This is a genomic window from Psychrobacillus antarcticus, from assembly GCF_029533155.1.
Taxonomy (GTDB): Bacteria; Bacillota; Bacilli; order Bacillales_A; family Planococcaceae; genus Psychrobacillus; species Psychrobacillus antarcticus.
Genome location: NZ_JAIZDB010000011.1, coordinates 1 through 21,755 on the forward strand (window position 1 = coordinate 1; position 21,755 = coordinate 21,755).

General features: G+C 35.8%; 18 protein-coding genes. 5 read left to right on the forward strand and 13 right to left on the reverse strand.

Annotated features, from left to right (window positions below; genetic code table 11):
* From LDK52_RS07480 to LDK52_RS07500, 5 genes are all read right to left on the reverse strand, one after another.
* Window positions 1–696: ABC transporter ATP-binding protein (locus LDK52_RS07480; RefSeq protein WP_277585401.1), on the reverse strand; the 696-nt coding region annotated here is incomplete at its 3' end.
* Window positions 689–1,477: an ABC transporter ATP-binding protein gene (locus LDK52_RS07485; RefSeq protein WP_277585332.1), complete on the reverse strand. Its 789-nt coding sequence runs from the start codon at window positions 1,475–1,477 to the stop codon at window positions 689–691. The genes LDK52_RS07485 and LDK52_RS07480, both read right to left, overlap by 8 nt.
* Complete coding sequence (locus LDK52_RS07490; protein WP_277585333.1) at window positions 1,467–2,417, reverse strand: branched-chain amino acid ABC transporter permease; 951 nt, start codon at window positions 2,415–2,417, stop codon at window positions 1,467–1,469. Before LDK52_RS07490 ends, LDK52_RS07485 begins: the two co-directional genes overlap by 11 nt.
* A gap of 13 nt (window positions 2,418–2,430) precedes the next feature.
* Complete coding sequence (locus tag LDK52_RS07495; protein ID WP_277585334.1) at window positions 2,431–3,306, reverse strand: branched-chain amino acid ABC transporter permease; 876 nt, start codon at window positions 3,304–3,306, stop codon at window positions 2,431–2,433.
* 85 nt (window positions 3,307–3,391) lie between these two features.
* Window positions 3,392–4,579, reverse strand: a complete 1,188-nt coding sequence (locus LDK52_RS07500; RefSeq protein WP_277585335.1) for an ABC transporter substrate-binding protein — start codon at window positions 4,577–4,579, stop codon at window positions 3,392–3,394.
* A 436-nt stretch (window positions 4,580–5,015) separates the two neighbouring features.
* On the opposite strand from LDK52_RS07500, the gene pepF reads away from it, so the two are divergent.
* A complete protein-coding gene (gene pepF, locus LDK52_RS07505) occupies window positions 5,016–6,830 on the forward strand; it encodes an oligoendopeptidase F (protein WP_277585336.1) in 1,815 nt (604 codons plus the stop codon).
* A 1,611-nt stretch (window positions 6,831–8,441) separates the two neighbouring features.
* Here pepF and LDK52_RS07510 read toward each other — a convergent pair.
* Complete coding sequence (locus LDK52_RS07510) at window positions 8,442–9,923, reverse strand: DHA2 family efflux MFS transporter permease subunit (protein WP_277585337.1); 1,482 nt, start codon at window positions 9,921–9,923, stop codon at window positions 8,442–8,444.
* A 327-nt stretch (window positions 9,924–10,250) separates the two neighbouring features.
* Here LDK52_RS07510 and LDK52_RS07515 point away from each other — a divergent pair, with 327 nt between their 5' ends.
* Both LDK52_RS07515 and LDK52_RS07520 read left to right on the forward strand, forming a co-directional pair.
* Window positions 10,251–11,123, forward strand: coding sequence for a TetR/AcrR family transcriptional regulator (locus LDK52_RS07515; RefSeq protein WP_277585338.1), 873 nt, complete (start codon window positions 10,251–10,253; stop codon window positions 11,121–11,123).
* Between the two features lie 11 nt (window positions 11,124–11,134).
* Window positions 11,135–11,413: a hypothetical protein gene (locus LDK52_RS07520; RefSeq protein ID WP_277585339.1), complete on the forward strand. Its 279-nt coding sequence runs from the start codon at window positions 11,135–11,137 to the stop codon at window positions 11,411–11,413.
* A 67-nt stretch (window positions 11,414–11,480) separates the two neighbouring features.
* On the opposite strand, the gene LDK52_RS07525 is transcribed toward LDK52_RS07520, so the two are convergent.
* Window positions 11,481–13,583: an RNA degradosome polyphosphate kinase gene (locus LDK52_RS07525; protein WP_277585340.1), complete on the reverse strand. Its 2,103-nt coding sequence runs from the start codon at window positions 13,581–13,583 to the stop codon at window positions 11,481–11,483.
* Window positions 13,576–15,129, reverse strand: a complete 1,554-nt coding sequence (locus tag LDK52_RS07530; RefSeq protein ID WP_277585341.1) for a Ppx/GppA family phosphatase — start codon at window positions 15,127–15,129, stop codon at window positions 13,576–13,578. The genes LDK52_RS07525 and LDK52_RS07530 overlap by 8 nt, the downstream gene beginning before the upstream one ends.
* Before the next feature lie 190 nt (window positions 15,130–15,319).
* Between LDK52_RS07530 and LDK52_RS07535 the strand changes: the two genes are divergently transcribed.
* The gene (locus tag LDK52_RS07535; protein WP_277585402.1) at window positions 15,320–16,600 is read left to right on the forward strand and encodes an MFS transporter; all 1,281 of its coding nucleotides are present in this window, start codon (window positions 15,320–15,322) and stop codon (window positions 16,598–16,600) included.
* 46 nt (window positions 16,601–16,646) lie between these two features.
* On the opposite strand, the gene LDK52_RS07540 is transcribed toward LDK52_RS07535, so the two are convergent.
* The 5 genes from LDK52_RS07540 to LDK52_RS07560 all read right to left on the reverse strand — a co-directional run bounded on the left by LDK52_RS07540 (window position 16,647) and on the right by LDK52_RS07560 (window position 19,823).
* On the reverse strand, window positions 16,647–16,778 hold the full coding sequence (locus tag LDK52_RS07540) for a hypothetical protein (RefSeq protein ID WP_277585342.1): 132 nt from the start codon (window positions 16,776–16,778) through the stop codon (window positions 16,647–16,649).
* A gap of 540 nt (window positions 16,779–17,318) precedes the next feature.
* Window positions 17,319–17,798 (reverse strand): PaaI family thioesterase, encoded by a 480-nt coding sequence (locus LDK52_RS07545; RefSeq protein ID WP_277585343.1) that lies wholly within the window; start codon window positions 17,796–17,798, stop codon window positions 17,319–17,321.
* A gap of 69 nt (window positions 17,799–17,867) precedes the next feature.
* Window positions 17,868–18,644 carry a carbon-nitrogen family hydrolase gene (locus LDK52_RS07550; protein ID WP_277585344.1) on the reverse strand — a complete coding sequence of 259 codons (777 nt, stop codon included), beginning with the start codon at window positions 18,642–18,644 and terminating at the stop codon, window positions 17,868–17,870.
* A gap of 624 nt (window positions 18,645–19,268) precedes the next feature.
* A complete protein-coding gene (locus LDK52_RS07555; RefSeq protein ID WP_277585345.1) occupies window positions 19,269–19,631 on the reverse strand; it encodes a hypothetical protein in 363 nt (120 codons plus the stop codon).
* Between the two features lie 27 nt (window positions 19,632–19,658).
* Entirely contained in the window at window positions 19,659–19,823 is a 165-nt protein-coding gene (locus tag LDK52_RS07560) for a hypothetical protein (protein WP_277585346.1), read from the reverse strand.
* 223 nt (window positions 19,824–20,046) lie between these two features.
* On the opposite strand from LDK52_RS07560, the gene LDK52_RS07565 reads away from it, so the two are divergent.
* On the forward strand, window positions 20,047–21,213 hold the full coding sequence (locus LDK52_RS07565) for a pyridoxal phosphate-dependent aminotransferase (protein WP_277585347.1): 1,167 nt from the start codon (window positions 20,047–20,049) through the stop codon (window positions 21,211–21,213).
* Window positions 21,214–21,755 lie beyond the last annotated feature (542 nt).

Genomic DNA, 21,755 nt, shown 5'->3' on the forward strand with positions numbered 1-21,755 from the left:
AAGATAAGCAAGTTTAACTTCTTCACTATTTTGCAGTTCTTGCGCTGATCCAGAAAGTACAACTCTTCCTGTTTCAATTACATATCCTCTATTAGCTATAGACAAGGCCATATTAGCATTTTGTTCAACTAATAAAACCGTAGTCCCCTCTTGATTTATATCTTTAATTACTTGAAATATGGTTTTAACCATTAATGGTGCAAGTCCCATAGATGGCTCATCTAATAAGACAAGTTTTGGTTTTGCCATAATCGCTCTTCCCATTGCTAGCATCTGTTGCTCTCCACCTGAAAGAGTTCCAGAATGCTGTTTTTTACGCTCTAAAAGTCTCGGGAATATTTCGTACACTTTTTGCATGTCTTGATGAATTCCTTGTTTATCTTTTCGAAGAAATGCGCCTAGCTCTAAATTTTCTTCTACCGTTAAATTTGCAAAAACACGTCTTCCCTCTGGCACATGGGAAATCCCTGCCTTTACTATGGATTGTGCTTGCTTGCCGGAAATAGATTTGTCCAGAAATTCTATCTTACCTTTTTTCGGTTTTAACAAGCCAGATAGGGTTTTTAACAATGTACTTTTCCCAGCTCCATTAGCACCAATTAACGACACAATTTCTCCTTGGTTAACAGTAATAGAAACATCACGCAGTGCCTGAATATTGCCGTAAAATACATCTATATTTTCAATTTTAAGCATTGTCATCGTGAACTTCCTCCCCTAAATAAGCCTCAATTACCTTAGGATGGTTTCGGATCTCTTCTGGTGATCCTTCCGCAAGAAGTTGACCATGATCGAGTACATATATTCTTTCACAAACGCCCATTACTAAATTCATATCATGCTCGATTAACAAAATTGTTAAATCGAACTTTTCACGAACAAATCCAATCAAGTTCATTAAATCATGTGTTTCCTGTGGATTCATACCTGCTGCAGGCTCATCTAGTAAAAGTAATTGTGGTCCTGCGGCAAGTGCTCTAGCAATTTCTAATCGCCTTTGTTGACCATAAGGTAGATTTTTTGCTAGTTCGTCCTTATACTTCTCCAACTTGAAGATTTCAAGAAATTCTAATGATTTTTCTTCCATTTCTTTCTCACCTTTATAATGGGAAGGTAAACGGAGTATAGAACTTAACATGGTATGTGTCGCAAGTGAATGATAAGCTACTTTCACATTGTCTAAAACGGATAATTCATTGAACAGACGAATGTTTTGGAATGTACGGCTAATTCCTTTTCTCGTTACTTTAAAAGGAGCTAACCCATTAATACGCTCTCCATTAAACAAAATATCTCCTTCAGTCGGTACATACACACCAGTTAGTAAATTAAAGCTCGTCGTTTTACCAGCTCCATTTGGTCCAATCAACCCAACAAGTTCCCCTTGATTTAGCTTAAGGTTTAAGTTTTGAACTGCTTTAAGCCCACCAAATTGAATGCCCGCATTTTTTACTTCTAATATTGTTTTACTTTCCATGCTGACCGCCTCCTTTTGGCGTTCTCCAAAGCTTGAAGTAATCCGTAATTTCCATCGTACCCATCAATCCTTTTGGACGATACAGCATAACTAAGATTAACACAAGACTATAAATAATCATTCGTGTTTCCGGATATCCTTGTAAATAAGTGGAAACCACTGTCAATAAAATAGCTGAAAGTACAGCACCCGAAAGACTACCTAATCCACCTAGAACAACAAATATTAATATATCAAATGATTTTAAAAATCCGAATTGACCAGGTTGAATGATATAAAAGTTATGAGAATATAAAGCTCCTGCTACCCCAGCAAAAAAAGAACCAATGGCAAATGCTGCTACTTTATAATAAGTAGTATTGATTCCCATCGCATCTGATGCAATTTCATTTTCTCTCACAGAGATTGCAGCTATTCCATGTCTTGAATTAGTAAAGTTCACTATTACTATGATAGTAATGACAAGGCAAACAAATGCATAAGTCCAAGTCGTTAAATGAGAGACTTGCATCCCTGCAGCCCCACCAACATAGTCAATATTCAAGAATACAATACGAATAATTTCCGCAAAACCAAGCGTTGCAATTGCCAAGTAATCTCCTTTTAATCTTAAACTTGGAATTCCGACAATTAGTCCCGCTAAAGCAGCTACAAATCCCCCAACAATAATTGCAAGGAAAAAAGGAAGATCCAATTTCATTGTCACGATTGCTGAAACATATGCTCCTACCGCCAGGAAACCAGCATGACCAATAGAAAACTGTCCTGTAATACCAATTACTAGATGTAGGCTGACCGCTAAAATTATGTTGATGGCTACAAAAATAAGTGTATTAGAATAAAACTGATTCATTGAACCATTTGCTATTAAAACCTGAACCACTGTGTAAACTAATACTGCCGCTATAATAAATAGCCAAAACTGTTTTGACTTTTTCATAATTATGTATCACCTACACTTTCTCTCGTGTATTTTTTCCAAAGATTCCAGATGGTCTAAAGATTAGAATTAATATTAAAATGACGAATGCTGCAGCATCTCTCCATAAAGAGAATCCTAAAGCACTAACGACCGTTTCAACAACTCCAAGTACCAACCCACCAACCATTGCTCCGGGAATTATGCCAATTCCACCAAGAACCGCTGCAACGAACGCTTTCACACCGGGAATCACACCCATAAGCGGATCAATCTTTGTATAATATACTCCGAAAATAACTCCAGCTGCTCCAGCTAGTGCTGAACCAATTGCGAAAGTTGCAGATATTGTATTATCAACGTTTATACCCATTAATTTAGCAGCTTCTGTGTCATGTGAAACCGCTCTCATTGCTTTTCCTGTTTTTGTTTTATGAACAATGAATTGAAGTAAAATCATTAGAACTACTGAAACAGATAGTATAAGAATAGATTGTATACTAATTTGTGCACCTAAAAATGCAAATGAACGATTGGAAAACACATCTGGATATGCTTCTGGTTGAGCCCCTCTAATATAAATTACTCCATATTCAATTAATAAAGATACTCCGATTGCAGTAATAAGTGCAGCTATTCTTGTTGCATTACGTAATCGTTTATAGGCAATACGTTCGATAATTACGCCAAATAATGCACAAGCTGCCATTGAAATGATTAATGCAGGGAAAAACCCTAATCCAAAAACGGTGATCGAGTAAAATCCGATAAATGAACCAACCATGAACACATCCCCATGTGCAAAGTTGATCAGCTTAATAATTCCATAAACCATCGTGTAACCGAGGGCAATTAGTGCATAAATACTCCCGAGTGAAATGCCGTTTATCAATTGTTGTATCCATTCCATCAATTTTCACTCCTATAACTTAAGATTTCAACTAAATTAGAAATAGAAAAGGAGGGATATCAATCCCCCCTAAAACCTACAAATCTTAAGGATTAACTTTTGCTTTAAATTGTTGACTTCCATCTACGAATTCAATAATTATAGCTGATTTAATCGGATGATGATTTTCATCAACTGAGTATAAACCTGTTACAAGTTCTAGTTGATCAGTAGCTTCAAGCGCTTCTTTAATTTTTGTGCCGTCGGTAGAATCTGCCCGTTCAATAGCATCTTTTAATAAATAAACCGTATCATATCCAAGTGCATTGAATGAGTTTGGTACTTTACCATATTTCTTTTCGAAGTTATCAGAAAACTCTTTCGCTTTACCGTCTGGATCTTCAGAAGAATAAGCAGTAATAATGAATGTATTATTTAAAGCATCTGCTCCAGCTAAGTCAACAAGTGTTGGAGAATCCCAACCATCTGCACCCATTAACGGAACAGTGATTCCTAATTCACGAGCTTGCTTTACGATTAATCCTACTTCTTCATAATATCCAGGGATAAAGACAAATTCTGGATTAGCCGATTTAATACGAGTAAGATTTGAACGGAAATCAGTATCTTTTGCAACATAAGATTCTTCAGCTACAATTTTACCACCTGCCGCTTCAAAATCTTTAATAAATGCAGCTGCTAGGCCTTTTGCGTAATCACTTGCATTGTCCGCGTATACTGCTGCTGTTTTTACTTTTAACTCATTGGCAGCAAAGTTAGCAGCTACCGTTCCTTGGAATGGATCGATAAACGCTGTACGGAATGTAAATGGATTTACTTTTCCATCTTCCCCAACAGTTACAGTTGTACTTGTTCCTGAAGGCGAGATCATAGGTGTTTTAGTATCCGTTGCTATTTGAACTTGAGCAACTGAGTTACCGCTTGTTGCAGCTCCAATGATAGCTACTACTTTATCTTGACTTGTTAGTTTAATAGCAGCATTAGTAGCCTCGGCTGCATCCGATTTATTGTCTACTTTGATAAGTTCGATTTGTTTTCCATTAATACCACCAGCGGCGTTAATTTCTTCAATAGCTAGATCAATAGCGTCAGCTTCTGATGTACCATAAGAAGCTACTCCTCCTGAAAGCTCAAGATTGGCACCAATTTTAATAGTGTCTCCACCTTTGCTTTCTGTGCTAGTTCCTTCTTCTCCATCACTCCCGCAACCAGCAAGAATCCCGATCAATAATGAAATTGAAAGGAAAAGTGAAGCAAATTTCGATTTTTTCATAAAAATACCCCCTATTTTTGTTTGATAATTCAGAATTTATAAGTTATACTAATTGCTTTCTTTCTTTAGCAAGTACAAACTCAAAAACTATCATTTTGTAAGAACAACCCTATTGTAAAACAAACTTTAAATTCAGTCTATACTAATTTTTCTCTATAATTTGAAAATTTACAGTGTTTATTCTAAATGGTAACTACATCCAGTCTTTAAGTCCTTATAGAATAAGGTTTTATAGGTCAATTTACTTGCCAGAAATTTCTTGAATTTAAAAAATAAAATTTTTAGATAAAAGTTTTTATGCAATATATAATATTATTTTCACTAATATTTCATACATATTATAGAAATAATTGAAAAATTTATATGTTTTTACTTTTCAATTATTATTCTATATACTATTGATAGTTCGAAATCCGTTATATTAAGGAGAGATAAAATGGTAAACCACATGCCAAGACGAGAAGAAGTAAAGCTGGAGGAAACATGGAATTTACATGATTTATTTAAGACTGAAAAAGATTTTGAAGTTTCGTTAAAAGCAATCGAAAACGGTGCATTGGAATTTAGTAATCGTTTCCATGGTAATATCCTAACTGCTACTGATGTAGTTGCAGCTTTGATAGAATATACGAAACTATACGAAGAAATAGTACCAGCAGGAACATTTGCTAGCCTTTCCTTAAGTACAGATCAAACAAATACGGACGGTCAAATGAGAGCAAGTAAATTTGGTTCACTTTCTGCAAAGGTAAGCAGTCAATTATCTTTCTTAAACAGTGAACTTGTGGAGCTTCCTGATGATGTAATTGAAGAAGCTATCTCAAAATCTCCATCCCATCAACTTTACTTAGAAAAGTTACTTAAAAAGAAAAAATATCAGCTCCATCCAGAAGTAGAAAAAACACTCGCTGCCTACTCCGCTTCTTTTGGAGCACCTTACAAATTATATGATACAACTAAGATGCTTGATATTTCGTTTGATAATTTTGAGGTGAACGGTCAAGAGTATCCTCTAAGCTATGTTTCATTTGAGAATGATTGGGAAGCAGAATCTGACACAGAAATAAGAAGAGCTGCATTCGAAGCATTCTCTAAAAAATTAAAAGAATATCAGCACACGACAGCTAAAACGTACGATATGCATTTACAAATGGAAAAAACAACTTCCGATATACGAGGCTATGACTCTATATTTGATTACTTACTGTTTAACCAGGACGTGGATCGTTCCTTATATAATAGGCAAATAGATTTAATCACAAAGGAACTTGCACCTCATATGCGCAAGTATGCAAAATTACTTCAAAAGGAACATGGGTTGGACAAAATGACATTCGCGGATTTAAAGATTTCATTAGACCCTACCTACGAACCAACAATATCTATAGAAGAATCGAAAAAGTATATTGATGATGCCCTTTCAGTAATGGGTGAAGAATATATCGAAATGGTCAACCGTGCATATGAAGAACGTTGGATAGATTTCCCACAAAACGTTGGAAAATCAACAGGTGCTTTCTGCTCTAGTCCTTACGGAAGTCACCCGTACATTCTAATTTCATGGTCTAGCCGGATGAATGAAGTCTTTGTGCTTGCACATGAATTAGGTCATGCAGGTCATTTCTATTATGCCAACAAAGAGCAGAATATCTTTAATGCCCGCCCTTCTCTATATTTCATCGAAGCTCCATCTACAATGAATGAAATGCTAGTAGCCAATCATTTACTGAAAAATTCGGATGACCCTAAATTTAAACGCTGGGTCATTTCTTCTATTGTAGCCCGTACGTATTATCATAACTTTGTCACTCACCTATTAGAGGCTGCCTATCAACGTAAAGTTTATGACCGAATTGATCAGGGTTTAAATGTGAATGCACAAATCCTAAACGAATATAAACGAAGTGTACTAGAAGAATTCTGGGGTGATTCGGTAGAAATTACAGAGGGTGCAGAACTTACTTGGATGCGCCAACCGCATTATTATTTGGGACTGTATCCATACACATATAGCGCAGGGTTAACAATATCCACTCAAGTTTCTAAGCAAATATTGGAAGAAGGTCAACCCGCTGTAGACGAATGGACGAAAGTATTGAAAGCTGGGGGTACTAAATCTCCTGTAGAGCTAGCACAAATGGCTGGTGTAGATATCACGACGGATAAGCCGTTAAAGGATACGATTGCATATATAGGTTCATTGATTGATGAGTTAGAATCGTTAACAGAGGAAATAAATCAAAAGGATTAAATTACCTAGATATGTGAGTTCAAGGTACAATTTTATACTTTATTCCATATAAGAAAAACCGGGCAGAAAAACGCCCGGTCTTCTAAAAAGAATAATGTAGATATGAAATTGATTTCCGCTCCGAGCGGACGCGTTCCGTGGGCACGGCTTCAGCCGCTTCCCTCGCTTACGCTCAGTCCAGGGTCTTCAGCTCGCGCTGTTCCCACTGGAGTCGCCGCTCTGCGCTCCAATCAATTAAATCCACTTTATATAAGCGGATAATTGGCTATAAAACCACTTAAATATACAATATAGATGTTTCATCTTAAAATATGTAAGGCTGAAAGAGACTCATATCAAAGAAAATCCACTTTCTACATTCTACGTTATAGCATAATATCTCTAATTCATCAGACTGTTTTATCCCTATATTAACTTTTATTTCTATTATCGTCTGAGCGAGAGGCTATGCTAAATCTTTAAGTACAGTACTACTCACTTAATTGATTGAAGTGAAGGGTGGCGACTTCTGCGGGATGAGTGAGACAGATGAGATATCACAGCGACGCGCTAGCGACGGTGATAGCTCATCGCTCACCCCGCGAAACGCGTCCACCTGAAACGCAAATCAGTAGTATCATTCAAGCATTAAAAGTCCTGTAAAAACAAAGTTCATGCTGTATTTTTATATACTTTCTTATCTTTTAAGAAAAACCGGACAAAAAACGCCCGGTACTTTAGGATCTAAACCTGTTTCTACTGATTTCGAAGGGCTTTGGACAGACTTATTGATATATAATTACCGTTTGATTTTTTAAAGATGCTGGTCGTGACTGAAGTCACGACCAGCATCTTTTTTTCTCGGTAATCTTATGGCTATTAACTGTCCGTCGCCCTTCTACAACTTTTAGAAACGGGTCAGTTCATTTTTTGGGTAACAAGAGAAAAGATACTATCCTAATAATGGAGGAGAGAGGATGACAGTCTAAGTACGCGACATCTTGGTGCTCCTGCGCAAAGCTCGTCGCAAAATAAAAAAACATTTCGCAACGACTGCCTGACCCGCATCGTGCGAGCCTGAAGATGCAATTTCGTTCGCTATTTCGCTTCTTTATTTGGTAGACACTTACTATTTTTCCTTATTTCCACTAGTAAAAAAGGAAATCTACTATCTTCATCCTTCCTTATACAATTTCATTCCTACATTCAACAGACGGTTTTATCCCCACATTAACTCCTACTACTCTTCTTATATAAGCGAGAGTCTATGCAATATCTCCTAGATGAGGACTACTCATTTAATTGATTGGAGTGAAAGTGGCGACTCCTGTGGGAACAGCAAATGTTTTCTGCACCGATAGCGAAGCGACAGGTGCACGAGCTGAAAGTCCCGCAGGAAAGACGTTGGTCAAACTTTATTTGACCAACGTCTTTGCGACGAGTAACCGCAGGAGCATATGTTTTCGTAGTGACAAGGAAATTGAAGCCGTGCCCACGAAAAGCGTCCACTGAAACGCAAATCAGTAGTATTAATCATTCTTAAAAGCCCTGTAAAACTGGTGTTCATGCTGTATTTTTATATACTTTCTTATCTATTAAAAAGCACTTGCTTCCGCAAGTGCTTTTTGCTGTTTATTTTACTTCCAACGATTTTTTAGATATATCTACTCTTTTTACGAATAGTGATAAGACTAAGGCTACAACTGTTACAAGCGTAGCGATGAAGAAAGTGAAATTAATCCCTTCTAACATAGCTTGACTACTAAGTTGCATTTTAAACTGCTTTAACGCATCTGTAGCAGTTGGCACATTTCCTGCTTTCGCTGCTTCTGCAAATAAACTAGCTCCTTTTGATTCCATTCTTGCATTCATTATTGTGATGAATATTGCAGAACCTATTGCCCCTGAAACTTGCTGCAAAGTGTTATTGACTGCAGTTCCATGAGGATTCATCTTCATCGGCAATTGATTTAGACCATTTGTCATGATAGGCATCATTACCATGGACATTCCTAACATACGGATTGTATAAACAATCATGATGTAATAATAATCTGAATCTATCGCTAAATTACTCATCATATATGTCGCAATCGTAGTAATTATTAAACCGATAGCCGCTAACGAGCGAGCACCATATTTATCAAACAACTTCCCTGTTACTGGTGACATTAACCCCATTGCTAAAGCTCCGGGTAGCATTAACAAACCAGAATCTAGAGGTGAAATACCTCGAATAGTTTGCACATATAATGGTGTTAAAATCATACCCGAGAACATTGCTGCAGAAACTACTACTGAAATAATAGAAGATAACGCAAACATAGGATATTTATAAATACGTAAATCTAACAATGGTTCGTCTAGTTTTAATTGTCTAATAACAAAAGTAACAAGTGCAATTACTCCGATTGCGATTGTACTATATACAATCGGTGCATCCCACCCTTTGTCTCCTGCAGAACTGAATCCATATAATAGACCGCCAAAACCGATAGAAGATAAACCTAGTGAAAAAATATCTAGTTTCATATCCTTGTTCGGGGTAATATTTTTCAGCTTGAAAATGGAAAATATTAATACGATTAAAGCCAATGGTAAGATAAACTCGAATAATACTCTCCAAGTATAATGTTCAATGATAAAGCCTGATAATGTTGGTCCAATTGCTGGAGCCATAATCATTACTAGACCAAATAATCCCATCGCTGTTCCTCTTCGTTCAATAGGGAATGCAGTCAACATAACATTCATAAGTAACGGCATCATTACAGCCGAACCTGCAGCCTGAATCATACGAGCTAAAATAAGTACCCAAAACTCTGGTGCTATAGCTGCTAAAAATGTACCCAATGAGAATAAGGTCATTGCAGTAATAAATAATTTTCTATTGGAGAACTTTGTTACAAAATATGCACTAGCTGGTATTAAAATACCGTTTATCAGCATATATCCAGTTGTCAGCCATTGAACAACAGAAGCTTTGACATCAAATTCAATCATAATTGTAGGTAAAGCTACGTTTAATAAGGTATTATTTAAAAAAGCTATGAATGCTCCTACAAATAGGATTGCAATCATCGCATAAGGTGGTTTTTGTTGCGTTTCGTTCATTCTTCATTTTCCTCCTAATATTTTGGGATATAATTGCACGAGTTGTACACTACTTGAAACATTTTATACTCTCAGTCCAAAAAATGCAACCATATAAAACGATTTGAATTAAATTTTATTGATTTAACTACTATTAATTTGTATTATTATATTTAGACTCATAGTATAAAGTGAAACTTCAAACAATGGGAGGCTCCCTCCCAATGAATGTTAGTTGAACCAATCGGACCTTTCCGGACAGATTATCTTTCTCTTATCATGAGTTTCCTTTGAAAACTTGAAGTGAAGATATTACTGCCCGTTCAGGCGGGATAAAGGTGTGTAAAAATGAAAAATAGAAAGCATCAAGTATTATTGTCTGCACAAAAATTATTTATCGAGAAAGGTTTTGCGGCTACTTCAGTTCTAGATATTATAAACGAAAGTAAAATATCGAAAGGTACTTTTTATAATTATTTTTCATCAAAGAATGAGTGTATAATTTCAATTATAGATAGTGCTCAGGAAGAAACTACGCTTAAACGTAGAGAATTATTAATCCATCAGGATGTATCAAATAAAGACATATTGATACAACAATTAATTGTCCGTATGGACGTACACAAAGAAAGAAACTTAGTCCCTATTTTTCTCGTAATTTTCCATTCTCAAGATTCGGAGCTTAGGGAAATTATTAAAGCAAATCACTATACAGAAGTAAAATGGTTAGCGAAGCGTATTGTAGATGTTTATGGAGAAAAATCACGGAAATTTTCAGTAGATAGTGCTATCCTAGTATTAGGAATGATTCAACAAATGCAACACCCTTGGACTATTAAATCAAAAGAGGTTTCTTCCAAAGAACTAGTCAATTATGTAGTGAACCGATTAGATTCATTAATACCAGCTTTAGTAAAATCCGATGAAGTTATTATAGATAATTTTGTTTTTAATCATTTCTTTGATGAAGTCAGAATTACAAAAGAACATGTTATTCAACTAATTCAAACATTTAAAGACATAAATATTAAAGAACTGAAAGTACAAGAAGTTGAATTGATAAACTTTATCATTGAGGAACTTAAAAGTAGTCAACCTAGAAAATTTCTTTTGGAAATAGTAGTGAATAGTTTCTCCCATACTATGAAAAATACTGCTCAATCTTTAGAAATAAAAGAAATAGCATCGAATATATGGCAGGTAATTGACTCTCTTAAATGAGGAGGTTTGAAATGAAAAACAGAGTCATTGAACAGTATGAAGCAGATGAAAACATGATGATTCAAATCTTTACGCAGTGGTGTGCTAACCATGATATAGACCCTATAGTACTTTATACGAAGGCTTATCCTAATCAAGCTCCCAACGAGGTATTAAACGATTTAGAGGAAACTACAGAAAAGAACGCAACAGATGTAGATACCCAAACAGTTCTTTATGTACTCCAGTTATTCGGAAATGATGATTTAGCTTATGAAGTATCTGAAGCTGCAAATACGTTTAATAAGTAATATATAAACTCCGTAAATCAGCATACAAAGAGCCGTACCCAAAAAATTATTTGGGTACAGCTCTTTTTTATTCCTCTGGCATATGTTTTAAGGATTTTTCCAACAAAACTTGTTGGCAGTTTATCTTAGGCTCTACTGATTCCTTATAATGATATTTTCCATTTTCATCCTGTACTCTTGCTTTAGCTGTGTCTTGCAATTCCAAATCGAGAATCTCCAACACTCTTTTTTTAATAGGTGGCGATAAAACTGGAAATAGTATTTCTACACGTTTCACCATATTTCTAGTCATCATATCTGCAGAAGAAAGATACAATCTAGAACCTCCATTGCGGTGGAACCAATAAATTCTAGAATGCTCCAAAAATCTTCCAACAATGCTCGTCACAGTTATATTTTCACTCACTCCAGGAATTTGAGGGACTAAACAACAGATTCCTCTTACGATTAGCTCCACTTTTACCCCAGCATATGAAGCTTCATACAGCTTTAATATCAAATCCTTATCTGTTAAAGAATTCATCTTTAATCGAATCCATCCATTCCCGAATGCCTGATGGTACTCAATTTCTTCATCTATTAAACTAACAAATTTATCTCGAATATCATATGGCGAAACGACTAACTTATCGTAATTTGGTTTATCTGTATACCCACTTAGAAAGTTAAAAAACTGAGTTGCGTCGGATCCAATTTTTTTATTTGCTGTTATGATTCCCATATCTGTATAAGTTCTTGCTGTTTGGTCGTTATAGTTCCCGGTTCCCAAGTGAACATATTGCTCAATTTTGTTGTTCCGTCTACGAATTACTAAAGTTATTTTGGAATGCGTTTTTAAATTATGCATTCCATATATGACCAGACAGCCTGCCTTTTCTAACTCTTTAGCCCACTGCACATTATTTTCTTCATCAAAACGAGCTTTTAATTCGACTAAAACTGTCACTTGTTTTCCATTTTCGGCTGCACGCTTTAACGCAAGAATTACAGGAGAATTACCACTAACTCGGTACAATGTTTGCTTAATAGCTAAAACGGAAGGTTCGTCTGCAGCTGTTTCGATAAAGTCTATGATTGCCTGAAAAGATTCATAGGGATGATGAAAGAATAGATCCTGTTTCTGCACTTTATCAAATATATCCTCATCACTTGCTATATCTAATGGTGGCTGAGGAATGAAAGGTTCATAGAAAAGGTTCATATATTTCCCCTCAAAGGTTTTAATAAAGGAAAATAAAAACGTCGTATCTAATGGTCCATTTACTTTATAGACGTCCTCTAACGCGATTTCTAACTCATCTAGTAAATAATTTAATATCTTCGGCTTAATTTCACTGATCTTTACTTCTAATCTACTTACTGCTCCCCATTTACGCTTTTTTAACTCTTTTTCAATTTCAATTAGTAAATCTCGTGCACCCTCTTCATGAATAGTTAAATCTGCGTTGCGAGTAATTCGGAAAGGATTGGCATGCTTCACATGATAACCATGAAACATCTTGGAAATATGTTCAATTATGACATCCTCTAGAAGCACAGCGACAAACGATCCATCCTCCGTAGAAACTTGGATAAATCGTTTTAATACGGAGGGAACCTGTACAATAGCAATTTTGTTTTGTTCTACTAGGTCATCTTGATGATCTTCAATCATCACTAAAATATTCATTGTCTTACTTAATAATATTGGAAATGGACGATATGCATCCACAGCTATTGGTGTTAACACTGGAAATATTTCTTCCTCAAACAGCTTTTGCATTTCCTTCTTTTGAGCACCTGATAAATCTGAGTACTTAACTAAAGAAATACCTTGCATAGGGAGTTTTTTTTCAATGAGCTCTTTATAAATATTCATTTGCCTACTTACTAATTCCTTTGTAATAGACGCAATTCTATTTAACTGTTCTTTTGGCGTAAGGCCAGCTTTGTTTTCTGGTTTATTAAAACCTGCTCTCACCTGATCTTGTAATCCAGCTACACGCACCATAAAAAACTCATCTAAATTGGAACTAAAAATAGCTAAAAATTTTAACCGTTCCAACAGAGGATTCGTTTCATCTTCCGCTTCTTCCAACACTCGCTCATTAAAAGCAAGCCAGCTTATTTCCCTGTTATTATAATAAGCATAGTCATTAAAAGGATGTTTTTCTACCATACTGTCAATCATCGCTCAGTTCCTCCATGTCTACAAACTTCAACTTCACTTCTATATGAACTATTTTCTCTAAATGCTTTTTCAATTTTTCCGCTTGGTTTTTCTCTAATAAATAATTTCCAACTACTAAAAATGTAAAATCAATTTTATTTTCAGATTTTTGGATGGACACATTTTTTATATGAGATCTCCCTAGTATATCTATCCCTTTTGTAAAACGGATCAAGGCTCCAATGTCTCGAAGCTGCTTATTTTCCTCATTACTAATAATATGCTGATACGGTCCTATATATTGTTTAAACATATCCTTATTTTTATAGGATGCAAGTAAGGCAATCTTCAAACGATCTCTATTAGAAATACCATCAATTGTTAAATTAGTTATAAGATGAAAAGTGAGTTGGCTGTAAGCGTCCACATCGATTTCTTTACCAACATGAGATAGTTGGAAAGCATATCGAAGTATGTTAATGTCTTGGAGCGGAGTAATATAACCCCACTGTGTAAACGTAAGATATATAGAAGAGAATATTTCATACAAATGGAGAGACTTCTCTTCATCTACATGAAATTTCCCTAACAAATGTCGCATAGCATTTGATGTCACTTCATTTACATTGAAATCTATTGGAGTTTCCTCTATTAGCTGAGCTAAAATAACTCCTTCCCTCAACCCTTTTTTACTATATATAAATATCGTACCTTGTACCTCGTCCATAAATACTCGGAAGGTTTCTAATGCGGGAACGATAATATCCGCTCGATCACTGGAAAGGCCATCTATTTTCTTTAAACCTTCTAAGGAGGTTTGGGAGAATTCATCGCTAAGCTCTTGTAAATCAGATGCACTTAACTCATACTGATGTATTCCATACAGAGGATAATTTTTACGTTGCTGATCAACTTGTGCTAAATTACGAGCACTGCCCCCAATTGCTACTACCGGTACTTGTAAATTATGTAACCATTCAAGTGATTGAAATTGCCCTTTTACATATGCGATAAGGTTTTCTTTTTCCTCTGTTGTGATTAGGCTATTCGTTATAAATTTCTTTTTTAGAGAAACTGCCCCAAATGGAAAACTATGCCAGTACTTTATTTTTTTATTCTCAAAATAAGTGATTTCCGTACTTCCACCACCCATATCTATCGTTACTGCAGTTGGTAGATTAGTGGAATGTATGACTGCTAAATAACCATAATTTGCTTCCTGTTCTGCAGATATAATGGTAATACTAATCCCCGTTTGTTTTTCAGCCTCTATTATTATTGTTTCACGATTATTCGCATGTCTTATTGCAGCTGTAGCAGCCGCAAACACATCTGTAACAGTTATATCGTTTAAAATCTTTTTAAATTTCAATAATGACTCTATTAATATGCGTATACCTTCTTTAGTTAAGTCTCCATTTACATCAATATGCATACTTAATCGTGCTACCGTTTTAATATTATAATGCTCTATTAAACCCTCTTCTTTACTATAACTAAAAACCACTAGACGAATGGAGTTGGATCCTATGTCTATGATTGCTTTTTGCTTGTTATTAGTTTCCATGCATTTTACTCCTCAATATATAGTTTATTCCTTAAATCTCCCTTGAAATGTTAAAAGTATGTAAATTTTAAAAACGAATGTTAAAAACATTAATATACCATTGTAAAATTTAAGTTATTTTTCTGAATTATTATACTACGTCTGATTTATTTAATGTACAATAATGAATAATATGGTTGGAAGGATGGATATCTTGAAAAAATTCACAAAAGAAGAGAATAGCTGGTCTCTTTATGATTGGGGCTCTTCCGCTTATTCAATCATCATTACTACCGCAGTTTTCCCTATTTTTTACAAAGAATCTGCAACAGCTGCTGGAGTAGATGCAGCAGATTCCACTGCTTATCTCGGTTATACGATTGCCATTTTCACTTTTATACTTGCCTTGTTAGGCCCTGTTTTAGGAACAATTGCGGATTATCGTGGAATGAAAAAGAAATTTTTTACTTTTTTCTTTGTATTAGGCGTTACATTTACAGCAATGCTAGCGTTCGTTCCTTTTGATAATTGGATTTTATTACTAATTTTTTATACACTTGCTGCACTCGGTGCAACTGGAGCAAACGTTTTCTACGACGGCTTTATTGTCGACGTAACAACCAATGAACGTATGCACAAAGTATCTGCACGTGGATATAGTCTTGGCTATATAGGATCTACTATTCCATTTTTACTAAGCATCGTCATTATTTTACTAGCCATACAAGAAATCATTCCAATTTCAACAAATAATGCAAGCCGAATTGCGTTTGTGATCACAGCAATCTGGTGGGTAATCTTTTCTATCCCAATGTTTAAAAATGTGAAGCAAATTCACTTTATCGAAAAAGAGGGAAACTTAATCGTAGAAAGTTTTAAACGTTTAGGAAATACTTTCAAAGAAATACGACAATACCGGACTGTCTTTTTATTTTTAATAGCTTACTTTTTTTATATTGATGGAGTAGGTACCATTATCTCCATGTCTACAGCTTATGGTTCTGACTTAGGATTGGGTTCTACGAGTTTGCTTATCGTTTTATTTGCGACGCAAGTTGTCGCTGCTCCTTTTGCCATTTTATATGGGAAATTAGCTACGAAGTTTTCTGAAAAGAAAATGCTGTATGTCGGTATAATTGTTTATATAATTGTATGTACTTATGCTTTTTTCTTAGATACTATCGTAGATTTTTGGATCTTAGCAATGCTAGTAGCAACTTCTCAAGGCGGTATACAAGCGCTTAGTAGATCCTACTATGCTAAATTAGTTCCAAAAGAAAATTCAAATGAGTTTTTCGGATTTTATAATATCTTCGGTAAATTTGCGGCTATCTTAGGTCCACTATTGGTAGCTGTTACTGCTCAAATAACTGGAAACTCGGCTTATGGTGTATTTAGTTTGGTCGTCCTGTTCATAATAGGGTTTATCATTTTGACAAGAGTACCAGAACCAAAAGCTTCGCCATCTGTAGATGATATAGTAAACACATAAAGGATTAAAGGCATACTAGAATCTAGTATGCCTTTTTAGATGGAAACTATTTAACATGTAACTTATTTGTTAACAATCTTCGTTTAGTCCATATTAATGTGAATATCAAAAACAGCTCAAATGCATTCGTCACTGCTCCACTTTCTATGTTAATAGGAACAGCACTTCCAATCGTCATCATAACAGCACCAATATAGAATACTGTCCATTTCGTTTTTTTTCATAAGATTGCACTCGCTACAAGGAGAATTAGCGTAACCAATAACACCATAATCGAAGGGCCTGTCGCTTCTTCAACATTTGAGTAGCTTATAACCCCATATTCTTTCCCTACTTTTAATTTCCAATCCAACAACCTCTAAAGAAAATTCTAATACTATTAAACCTATCGTATAAATGATGCCTAAAATAACTAACCAATTTTTCTTTGCCCATTCCATCCCACTTGCCTGTTGCAAGGATAAAATTATCGTAAATCAAGGGTAGTATGCCTACGTAGATAACACTTGTCCACTTTGCTAGGTCATGCTTTCTTATTCCATACAATCCCCAGATTAATAATACAGTATACAAAGTTGCATAAAGAAAATATTAAAACGTATCCACTTTATCGCCCTCCTTTGTATTCCATTCCCAAATCCTATTACTTATGATCATCTGAATTATTTCACAATATAAAACCTACAACTAAAATTTAGCTGTAGGTTCGTTAAATTATTTATTGTTTCCCAAAAGTCGCAGGCATTACTACAGCAATTACTTCACCGCGAGCACAGAGCTCTTCCCCTGCAAATACTTCTGTAGTTACTTTGAATTTCTTTGGATGGATTTCTTCGACTTTGCCAATTGCTTTTAGTGTAACCTTTTGAGGCGTTGGTTTAAGGAAATCTACATGCAGAGATCCAGTCACAAAGCGTGGTGGTGTATCTCCACTCCCAGGTTCAAACCCATTTTTCCGATGTAGTGCAAGCGAAGCAGAACCTGTTCCATGACAGTCAACTAATGCCCCAATTAGCCCACCGTATACGAAACCAGGTATAGCGATATGTTCTTGTTTTGGTTCGTAAATAGTTACTGTCTGTTCCCCTTCCCAAGCCGTCCGAAAGTGATGTCCCTCTTTGTTCATTCTCCCACAACCGTAGCACCATGCAAAATCCTCTGGGTACTCATCTTGAATAGCGCGAATTTTTTCTACCATTAATAACTCCCCCTTTAGAAAACCATACAAAAAAGCAATCTGTACGTCAATACAGATTGCCAAATTCTATTAATATATATCTACTCTACGATCTTTAAATACAGGAATTCTGTTTCTTACTTCTTCCACTTCGTCTATATTGATATCTACTACGCCGATTGTTTCTTTATCTGCTCCAACCCAAAGAATCTCTCCCCATGGCGCAATTACCATCGAGTTTCCGTTAAATGAATTATTAGGATCTTCTCCAACTCGATTTACCGCAACGATGAAACATTGATTTTCAATCGCCCGAGCCTGTAATAATATTTTCCAATGATCCACTCTTGGTGCTGGCCATTGTGCAGGTACGAAAATAACTTTTGCTCCGGCCGATGAATGTGCCCGGAACCATTCTGGAAAACGTAAATCATAACAAATCACGCCGCCCATTTCAACATCATCCAGCTTAAAGATATTTTTGTTTGATCCTGCTTCTAAGTAAAGATGTTCATCCATTAATTTAAACAAATGAGCTTTATCATATTCAGCAATAAGCTCTCCAGTATTATTAACGATGTACATCGTATTAAAGAAGTGATTATCCTTTTTTATTGAAACTGAGCCTCCAATTATATGAATATGTAGCTCTTTTGCTAAACTAGTCAGGAGATTTTTAGTTTCTTCCCCGTTTACATCTGCCAATTCCTCGAGACGAGTTAAATCATAAGCTGAATTCCACATTTCAGGTAATACGACAATTTCCGCATTTAACATGGCTGCTTTTCGAATCTTCTCTTCAACTTTTCTAAAATTTTCTTTTGGGTCTCCAAAAGCTATATTTAACTGAACACATGCAATTCTCATTTTGCCACTCCTATAATCATTATGATTAAAAGGGTATAAGATTTGACTAACAAATGCAACTATTCACGTAATTAAAAATTATTGGAAATTATTGTCACTAATATTATTCAACCTAATAAAAACCGGGTAAAAATACGCTCGGTCCTTTAGGAACTAAACTTGTATCTACTGTATTGAAGTCCTTTGGACAGACTTATTGCTATATAATTACCGTTTGATTTTTTTAAGATGCTGGTCGTGACTGAAGTCACGACCAGCATCTTTTTTTCTCGGTAATCTGATGGCTATTGACTGTCCGTCGCCCTTCTACAACTATAAGAAACAGGTTAGTACATTTTTGGTTAACTAGAGAAAAGTTAAATTCCTAAATAGAGAAGAAGCTCACGAAGATGCAATTTCGTTCGCTGCTTCGCTTCTATATTTAGTATCTACTTACTATTTCTCTTTATTTCCACTAAATAAAACAACCTTCTTTTTTCATCCTTCCTTAAAGAATAGTATCCCTAATACAACAGACCGTATTATCACTATATTTACTTTGACCGCTCTTAACATCCAGTGTTCACATGCATTTTTATATACTTTCCTTTTTTATAAACCACCCACAATTGTGAGTGCTTTCATTTAATATTCACCTGTGTTCATAAACGTTCGTATTTCTTCTATTTCTGCTTTTATTCTTTCATTTGCAGTATCTAAAGAATGTTGATTGTCTACTTTGCTAATCAAACCTGCCATTAACGTTTCCAGTAAGCGTTCATCATCACTTAATTCCCCATCAATTAGCCTTGAGTCATACTTTTCTTTGTATTCAATCATAGTCTTCCATTCTTCAATCGTCGGCTCTCTCCCTTTCTCTAGTGAGGTTTCAACAGTAGTAAGCACCTGTTCAACATCCTTCTTCATCTGTTCTGAAATGTTCTCATTCACTGATCCACATGCTGCTAATAGAAAAGTTATTGTAAGAAGTATTAAAAATCGCCTCATCTAATTGCCTCCTTCATTCGAAAAGTGCTAAGAAATTCCATACTGCAACAGATAATAAATTACATAGAACCAACCAAACACCCCATGAATAATCGCCCACAGTATTGATTTGTTCACTGTCCATGAGATCACTATCGCTAATACGACTCCAAATCCAATTCCGCCAGACGTTACCGACCTCTCTTTACTCATTCACACCCACCCTATCCTTTTGGCAGTCTTATCAATTAATATATTCCACTTACGCAACACCTTATGCCAAGACATATAAAGCTTTTCTGCAATATCTTCCCATTCGTAGGACCGTTTTTTAAAACCAAAACTAATAGGGTGCCGTATAGACAAGTTAAATATTTAAGGTAAAATAAAACGGATGTCTAACAAATGCGACTAATTAGAAAAAGAGGTTATGTAAATGGAATTTTCAAACCGTTTAAAAAATCTGCCTGCACAGTTTTTTGCTACGCTAGTAAAAAAAGTAGGAGATGCAGTTTTGGAAGGTAGAGATGTGATAAATTTAGGGCAGGGAAATCCTGATCAGCCCACACCCCCTCATATTGTGAAAGCACTGCAAGAAGCAGCTGCTAATCCACAAAATCATAAGTATAGCCCTTTTCGTGGAACTGGAGATTTTAAAAAAGCCGCAGCCAATTTCTATAAACGAGAATACAATGTGGACATTGACCCTGAAACAGAGGTGGCAGTGTTATTTGGGACTAAAATTGGTTTAGTAGAACTTCCTTTAGCACTGATGAATGAAAATGACTTAATGCTCCTTCCAGATCCTGGTTATCCTGATTATTTATCAGGGGTTGGACTTGCAAATGTAGAGTTTAACACGATGCCTTTAGTCGAAGAAAATAATTTCCTTCCGGATTATAGCTCTTTAACAGAGGAACAAAAACAAAAAGCAAAACTAATGTACTTAAATTATCCTAATAACCCAACTGGTGCTATTGCTACATTAGACTTTTTCCAGGAAACTATCACATTAGCAAAACAATCCGATATTGCCATTGTCCATGATTTTGCATATGGAGGAATAGGTTTTGATGGCGTCAAGCCGGTAAGCTTTTTACAGGCAGATGGCGCAAAAGATGTAGGTGTAGAGATGTATACATTATCTAAAACATATAATATGGCCGGCTGGAGAGTTGGTTTTGCAGTTGGAAACGCTAAAATTATTGAAGCTATTAATATTATTCAAGACCATTTATTTGTAAGTCTCTTCCCTGCCGTGCAAGTAGCAGCTACCGCAGCTTTAAACGATAGTCAGGAAAGTGTGACAGAATTGGTCGCATTATATGAAAGTAGACGAAACACACTTATTGAATCTTGCACGAGTATCGGGTGGCAAGTGAGTGCACCAAAAGGGTCCTTCTTTGCATGGTTACCTGTTCCTGCTAATTATACGAGTGAAGCTTTTGCAGATTTACTGTTGAAAGAAGCAGACGTAGCTGTAGCTGCTGGTAATGGATTCGGTGCGTTCGGAGAAGGATATGTTCGAGTGGGTCTATTAGTGGATGAAGAACGATTGAAAGAAGCAATTACACGGATTGGAAAACTGAATTTATTTAAATAAACAGCATTCCTTTTAGGTCAAAACATGATTCTATCGTTTCCGAAGTGCTTTTGATAGACTTGTTGCTATACAATTACCTTTTATTTTTTGAGAGGCAGGTCGTCACTCACATCACGACCTGCCTCTCTTTTTTCGGTAATTTTATGGCATTTTTCCCGCATTAACGGGCAGTAGAGAACTGCCCGTAAAAGCGCCCGAATGGTTCAACTAACAATCAGTGGGGAATGAAGCCCCACTGATTGAAGTTTCACTTTTTCTGTCCGACGCCCTTCTTCAACTTTAGGAACTAGTTTAGTACTGCTTTTGGGAAGATGAGAAGAAATTCTTGCTTATACATAGAAGTGGATGACAGTCTAAGGACGCGACATCGTGTCGCAACGACTGCCTGACCCGCATCCTGCGGGCCTCGGAAGATACAATTTCCGGCGCATCTATCCTTTTTTATCTAGAAAACACTTATTATTTCTCTCTATGACCACTACTTTTTGTAAAAGCTACTTACTTTACCTAAGTGACACCTGGCTATACCTTATTAATGGTGT

Excerpts from the sequence above, each read along its gene's own strand:
- LDK52_RS07485 (WP_277585332.1), bottom strand. The coding sequence starts at position 1,477 with ATGGAAAGTAAAACAATATTAGAAGTAAAAAATGCGGGCATTCAATTT.
- LDK52_RS07490 (WP_277585333.1), bottom strand. The coding sequence starts at position 2,417 with ATGAAAAAGTCAAAACAGTTTTGGCTATTTATTATAGCGGCAGTATTA.
- LDK52_RS07495 (WP_277585334.1), bottom strand. The coding sequence starts at position 3,306 with ATGGAATGGATACAACAATTGATAAACGGCATTTCACTCGGGAGTATT.
- LDK52_RS07500 (WP_277585335.1), bottom strand. The coding sequence starts at position 4,579 with ATGAAAAAATCGAAATTTGCTTCACTTTTCCTTTCAATTTCATTATTG.
- pepF (WP_277585336.1), top strand. The coding sequence starts at position 5,016 with ATGGTAAACCACATGCCAAGACGAGAAGAAGTAAAGCTGGAGGAAACA.
- LDK52_RS07510 (WP_277585337.1), bottom strand. The coding sequence starts at position 9,923 with ATGAACGAAACGCAACAAAAACCACCTTATGCGATGATTGCAATCCTA.
- LDK52_RS07515 (WP_277585338.1), top strand. The coding sequence starts at position 10,251 with ATGAAAAATAGAAAGCATCAAGTATTATTGTCTGCACAAAAATTATTT.
- LDK52_RS07520 (WP_277585339.1), top strand. The coding sequence starts at position 11,135 with ATGAAAAACAGAGTCATTGAACAGTATGAAGCAGATGAAAACATGATG.
- LDK52_RS07525 (WP_277585340.1), bottom strand. The coding sequence starts at position 13,583 with ATGATTGACAGTATGGTAGAAAAACATCCTTTTAATGACTATGCTTAT.
- LDK52_RS07530 (WP_277585341.1), bottom strand. The coding sequence starts at position 15,129 with ATGGAAACTAATAACAAGCAAAAAGCAATCATAGACATAGGATCCAAC.
- LDK52_RS07540 (WP_277585342.1), bottom strand. The coding sequence starts at position 16,778 with ATGACGATTGGAAGTGCTGTTCCTATTAACATAGAAAGTGGAGCAGTG.
- LDK52_RS07545 (WP_277585343.1), bottom strand. The coding sequence starts at position 17,798 with ATGGTAGAAAAAATTCGCGCTATTCAAGATGAGTACCCAGAGGATTTT.
- LDK52_RS07550 (WP_277585344.1), bottom strand. The coding sequence starts at position 18,644 with ATGAGAATTGCATGTGTTCAGTTAAATATAGCTTTTGGAGACCCAAAA.
- LDK52_RS07555 (WP_277585345.1), bottom strand. The coding sequence starts at position 19,631 with ATGAGGCGATTTTTAATACTTCTTACAATAACTTTTCTATTAGCAGCA.
- LDK52_RS07560 (WP_277585346.1), bottom strand. The coding sequence starts at position 19,823 with ATGAGTAAAGAGAGGTCGGTAACGTCTGGCGGAATTGGATTTGGAGTC.
- LDK52_RS07565 (WP_277585347.1), top strand. The coding sequence starts at position 20,047 with ATGGAATTTTCAAACCGTTTAAAAAATCTGCCTGCACAGTTTTTTGCT.